Origin of the sequence: Bacillus sp. EB600 (assembly GCF_024494385.1) — a bacterium.
GTDB lineage: Bacteria > Bacillota > Bacilli > Bacillales > Cytobacillaceae > JAEVLT01.
On record NZ_JAEVLT010000179.1, the window covers coordinates 1 to 374 of the forward strand.

Annotated in this window: 1 protein-coding gene; it reads right to left on the bottom strand. The window is 34.5% G+C overall.

Annotation, left to right across the window (positions count from 1 at the left end; translation table 11 throughout):
• Nucleotides 1–160: 160 nt before the first annotated feature.
• A partial coding sequence (locus tag JN080_RS29305) for a spore germination protein (protein ID WP_256239386.1) occupies nucleotides 161–374 on the bottom strand: 214 nt, incomplete at its 5' end.

Genomic DNA, 374 nt, shown 5'->3' on the forward strand with positions numbered 1-374 from the left:
ACGGGCTGAAATCTCCATTATTAACTTGACCTTGTTGAATTTTCTGATTCAGTACAGAGCATTTAGAATACCACCAAGGCCTGCTATATTGAAAGAACTTCCATGTTGAACTGTCGATGATTTAATATTTCCAATAAAGATTGGCAACATTAATACACCCCTAGTAGTATTCACTATTCGCAGCTGGATAATCTGTAATATCAGGATCATAAATTGGGTTGTGAGTGAGTAAGGTATTACCGTCACCGTTGTTTAGTGTACCAATTTGATTTTTTATATTGCTTGAAGGATTTATGATAAAGGTAGTACCTATATTGACTGCAGAAGAAGCAGTCACGGAATTAACCTTAAATACACCAATACTAATATTCATT